Origin of the sequence: Neoluteolibacter marinus (genome assembly GCF_014904755.1) — a bacterium.
Lineage (GTDB): Bacteria > Verrucomicrobiota > Verrucomicrobiia > Verrucomicrobiales > Akkermansiaceae > Haloferula > Haloferula marina.
Genome location: NZ_JACZFQ010000120.1, coordinates 1 through 4,575, shown reverse-complemented (window position 1 = coordinate 4,575; position 4,575 = coordinate 1). Strand labels below are relative to the sequence as shown.

Annotated in this window: 8 protein-coding genes; 5 read left to right on the top strand and 3 right to left on the bottom strand. The window is 61.3% G+C overall.

Annotated elements, in window-relative coordinates:
• Positions 1–68 precede the first annotated feature (68 nt).
• From IG178_RS22775 to IG178_RS22760, 4 genes are read left to right on the top strand one after another with little or no spacing between them, the layout of a single operon-like run.
• The gene (locus IG178_RS22775; protein WP_193214897.1) at positions 69–611 is read left to right on the top strand and encodes a hypothetical protein; all 543 of its coding nucleotides are present in this window, start codon (positions 69–71) and stop codon (positions 609–611) included.
• A 33-nt stretch (positions 612–644) separates the two neighbouring features.
• Complete coding sequence (locus tag IG178_RS22770) at positions 645–905, top strand: hypothetical protein (protein ID WP_193214896.1); 261 nt, start codon at positions 645–647, stop codon at positions 903–905.
• A 36-nt stretch (positions 906–941) separates the two neighbouring features.
• Complete coding sequence (locus IG178_RS22765) at positions 942–1,862, top strand: hypothetical protein (protein ID WP_193214895.1); 921 nt, start codon at positions 942–944, stop codon at positions 1,860–1,862.
• A 29-nt stretch (positions 1,863–1,891) separates the two neighbouring features.
• Positions 1,892–2,110, top strand: a complete 219-nt coding sequence (locus IG178_RS22760; protein WP_193214894.1) for a hypothetical protein — start codon at positions 1,892–1,894, stop codon at positions 2,108–2,110.
• An 85-nt stretch (positions 2,111–2,195) separates the two neighbouring features.
• Here IG178_RS22760 and IG178_RS22755 read toward each other — a convergent pair whose 3' ends face one another.
• The 3 genes from IG178_RS22755 to IG178_RS22745 all read right to left on the bottom strand — a co-directional run bounded on the left by IG178_RS22755 (position 2,196) and on the right by IG178_RS22745 (position 3,773).
• On the bottom strand, positions 2,196–2,657 hold the full coding sequence (locus tag IG178_RS22755; protein ID WP_193214893.1) for an ankyrin repeat domain-containing protein: 462 nt from the start codon (positions 2,655–2,657) through the stop codon (positions 2,196–2,198).
• A 125-nt stretch (positions 2,658–2,782) separates the two neighbouring features.
• On the bottom strand, positions 2,783–3,205 hold the full coding sequence (locus IG178_RS22750; protein WP_193214892.1) for a hypothetical protein: 423 nt from the start codon (positions 3,203–3,205) through the stop codon (positions 2,783–2,785).
• A 124-nt stretch (positions 3,206–3,329) separates the two neighbouring features.
• On the bottom strand, positions 3,330–3,773 hold the full coding sequence (locus IG178_RS22745) for a hypothetical protein (RefSeq protein ID WP_193214891.1): 444 nt from the start codon (positions 3,771–3,773) through the stop codon (positions 3,330–3,332).
• A 588-nt stretch (positions 3,774–4,361) separates the two neighbouring features.
• On the opposite strand from IG178_RS22745, the gene IG178_RS25710 reads away from it, so the two are divergent.
• Positions 4,362–4,575, top strand: a 214-nt coding sequence (locus IG178_RS25710; protein ID WP_226895699.1) for a hypothetical protein, incomplete at its 3' end; no start/stop codon positions are given.

Below are 4,575 nucleotides of genomic sequence, written 5' to 3'. Positions count from 1 at the left end.
CGGCCTTCCGGGAAATTCCGCGTATCGCCGCGAGTGATGCGGCGGCAACCACACCAACTCCCGACACCATGTCCAAACTCATCTTCGCCGCGCTCGCGATCAGCGCCGTCGCCGAGAACGCGGAAGCCGAGGCCGTCAAAGCCATCGAGAAGCTCAAGTCCGACAACCAGACTGTTACCGCCCGGGCCGCCGAGCTGGAGCGCGTAAACGGCGAGCTGAAGAAGCAGGTCGATGCCGCCGCGGCCGAGGCGAAGAAGACCCGCAAGGAGCGCGCGGAAACGCTGGTCAAGGCGGCGGTGGCCGACGGCCGTATCGCCCCGAAGGACGAGGAACGCCAGACCAAGTTCCGCGACAAGATCGAAGCCGGCGACAGCTTCGCCGAGGAAATCCTGGCCGGCCTGCCGAAGCTCCACGAAGGCCTCGACCAGCCGGTGATCCTTGCCGGCCAGGGAGACCGCGGCACGCAGGGCGGGCACGGCATCGAGACCAAGGCCCGCGAGCTGGTCACCGCCAAGCAGGCGGAAAGCTTCGACCAGGCGCTCGAGCTCATCGCCGCCTCCGATCCCGCGCTCTACAGCGACTATCTCAAGTCGCTCGGCACCGCCGGCTGATCCTTCCCCGCCGAATCCCGAACCGACACGATCATGCAGACATTCACCGATTCTCCATACCATGCCTTCGCCGAGGAAGCGACCGACGCGCTGCTCGACAAGGAACACCACCTCGTCGCGCTGGGCGCCGCCGAGGGCACCGTCAAGTTGGCCACCTCGATCGACGATGCCATCGGGGTGCTCTTCCAGAAGCAGCAGGGCAATCCCCACGTCAACGTCCGGCTGCTCGGCAAGGGCGGCACCGTCAAGGTGATCGCCGGCGGGGTCATCGCCAAGGGCGCCCGGGTCACCTGATTCGCCCCATTCCCACACCACCTCTGATTTCCCATCATGAAGACCCCGCTCCTCAATCCACTCCTCACCGGCATCGCGACCCGCTACATGGCGTCGCTGCCGCTGGCCGGCCGCCGCATCGCCCCGGTGCTGAATACCCAGATCCACGCTGCGGCGTACTACGTGTTCGACACCTCGAACTTCACCGACATCCCGACCGACATCCGCCGGGCCCCATCGACCGGGTTCAAGCGGGTGAAGTCGCGGCTCAGCGACGACACCTTCCTCGCGAAGGACTACGGCATCGAGGAGCCCATCGACAAGATGGAGCTGGCGATGTACGCGAGCATCTTCGCCGCCGACCGCTCGGCCATGGAGCGGGCCATCCGGATCGTTGCGATCAACCACGAGATCCGCGTCCGCAACCTGGCCCGCGGGGTGACCCAGACCGCCAGCCCGGGCGTGAAGTGGAACGCCGCGGCCAACACCACCATCGTCCAGGACCTCCAGGCGGCCAAGGACGTCATCCGCGCGCAGATCGGCGTGGTGCCGAACCTGCTGACGCTGCCCTACGACGTCTACACCGCGCTGACCCACGCGCCGGAGCTCAAGGGCTACTACACCAACACCGACGGCATCCTGACCAAGCAGATGCTCGAGAACGTGCTGCAGGTGGAGATCGTGGTGTCCGGTGACCTAATCAACACCGCCGCCGAGGGGCAGGCCGCCGACCTCGGGGGCATCTGGGACGACGAGGCCTTCCTGTCCTACTCGCAGGAGACCGCCGACCTCAAGGCGCTGAACTTCGCCCGCACCTTCAACTGGACCGCGGCCGGCGGCTCGGGTCCATCCGGGGTGTCGACCTTCACCTACGACCAGGACGAGATCGATTCGCGCGTGGTCCGCGCCCGGCAGTACACCGACGAGAAGGTCGTGGCGGCCGGTGCCGGCTACTACTTCTCCAACGTCCTGAACTGATCCCCAGCGCTCACACTGAAACCGACGCCATGAAGAGCTACAAAGTCACCGACCCGAAAGGGATCACCGTCAACGGCAAGCGCTATGAGAAAGGCGAGACCGTCCGCCTGGGCCGCAGCGCCGCGACCAACGCATTCCTCCACTTCAAGCAGGTGAAGGAACTGGTCGACAAGCCACCGGCCGCGGAGCCGAAGACCGCCGAGCCCAAGGCGGGGGAAGCCCCCGAGCCGAAGCCCGCCGCCAAGTGAGGCGGGGAGCAGGATGTTGAAACGAAGAGGCCCGTCCGTGATTCGCGGACGGGCCTTTGGTTTGGTGGGAAGAGGGGAGCGTCGGTCAGGAAGGCAGCTGAGGAGAGTCGCTATCGTCGGCTTGTTCGGCTTCTTTGCGGCCGGTGAAAATCGTCCATGGCAAATTAGAGAGCCTCTGCAGCTCCTCCTCTGGCAGGCCCTTGAGGCGATAAAGCAAGGCGTCAACTGGCAGGGTGCCTCGATGATCCGGAATTTTAGGATCAGCTCCTAGCTGAAGCAGAAATCCGACGAGTCCTAGATCGCAGGAAGCGGCAGCCGCGAAGAGTGGTGTCTCGTGGTAGTCCCCCTGAGAGTTAATATCGATGCCAGCATCAAGCAGGAGTCTAATCGCAGTGAAGTTGCGTGCCCCTACTGCGACGTGAAGGAGGGTATCACCGTTGACAGCCCGGGCGTGTAGATCCACGCGCCCTTTCTCGCTGCGGCACGGTATCATGTAGCCCTCCTCGGCCTGATCTAGAAGCTCATCGATTTCGGGAGCAACTTTCATCAAATGGGATTTCTTGCCGAACGATCAAAGTGTAGGCAACGAGCGGGCTGAAGTGGAGCCTGAAATCACGATTGGAGCAGACCAGCCCGCGGGGTTGCCTACCATGGCGTGTTCGGCTTTTGGGATTACCTTCTTGCGGTAACGAAGCACTCTAGCTTGATGACGGAATCCCGGTCAATGCCGTGGATCTCATGCATCGAGTGCGCATAAAGATGGGGAGGTATCGCGACATGCCGGAAGCCACCGGTGCGCATACCCAAGAGCGTGTAATAGATTCCAGGCAGAACGTCGGCTCCCCGGGAAACGGCAAGATTGCGTGCAACCACGACGTGGCTCTCGATCATTGGAGGCGCTTCCCATGCAATCTGTAAACCACGCTCTCCTTCTGTCACATACGGAATCGGATCCGTGAGCGCAGTCTGCATGAGTAGGGGCTCACCCTGATTCCGGTAAAACTTGAGAACCACATCGCAGCGATCATTGTCAGCAATTGGATCGCCATACCCCACGATCTCTGCCAAGAGTTTGATGCCGGATCGTAGCTTCATTTTCTGCCGAACGTTTACAGTGTAGGCAACCAGCGGGCTGAGGTGGAGCCCGAATTTACGATTGGAGCAGACCAGCCCGCGGGGTTGCCTACCATGGCGTGTTCGACCTCTTTGAGTTTCACCTTCAGAAGTTGCTCTTCACCCACACGTAAGCCCGGCTATTCGAGGGATCATGGACGGCGAAAAAGTGCATCCCATCCTGTCCCCGACTAGCGGCGTCGAAAAAGGCCGAACGATACCCCACCGCTCCGCTAAAACTGCCCTTCGGCCAGTAATATGGGCACAGCCTCCAAAACTCTCGAGGAATCTTGTCAGTCCTCTCCAGTCCAATCCTGAGTAGCATCGACTCGATCGCCGCCTGATCACCATCGACCCGCCAAAGAAACTCTTCGTCGAGGAAGCCGCCGAGCGAGTAGGAATAGAACTTCGAAATTGATGGATCAAGCAGGCCGTTGATCTCGTCCGCATCGCGATCTTCAAAGGCTGGAAAATCGAAGAGCCTCGAAAGGCCTACCAAGCCACCGACAGCAAGCACGACAAGCGCGGCGATGCGGAGTCGCTTCTTCATTCTCTGGTCGAACAGTATTTATAAACCCGGTGAGCATATCGGCAAACTCCGATACGCCAACGGATGTTTCAGTCGGAGGCTGGTTTGCAAGGTGATGGCTGTCAACGGGATCGAGCTGAGCGTCGGCGCTGCTGCGGCGATGAAGCCTGTAAGCCCCTGAGGATCATCCGCAAAGGTGAGAGAACCTGTTACTCCTGCTTTCGAGTTCCAAAAGATCAAGGGATCGCGAGGTATTCGGGGTCGAGCTGGGCGGGTCGAAGGCCGGGACCACTGAGCGGATTCGCCAACTGGGGAGGGGGCGCGGTGTCATGGCGCCGTGCCCTGGATTCCCTTCACCGCCGATCACGTGAAGTCCCGTGACGGATACATAAGCTGCGGCGCTCGACGCTCTAGCAACCGGCTGCCCCTCCGATTGCAAATGCCGTGAGATAGAGCGATTGCTCCACCTGACCTAGGATGAGAGCAAGCAGCATTGGAAGCTTCGCGTGACCCTCGACAAGGGGAGGGAGGTGGTGGGCAAGTGGATCACCGTGGTCTTGAAGACGGCCGATGAGAATCTGGTGAACCAGAAGCGGGAAGGAGAGCCTCGTGGGCTACCGGAAGGATTGGGCTGACGGTGCGGGGGAAGGTCTAGAGAGGCTTGTTTTCGACGAGTGGTATCCGCTGTCCACCACGGTTGGTAAATCATGGGTCAAATTGGGATTCCTAGCCATGGCTGGCAGCGGCGGTTTATGGGCGCCTGAATTCGGGCTCCACAAAGACGGGCTCTCCGTGAACGGGATGACCCCATTGACGCCGGGGG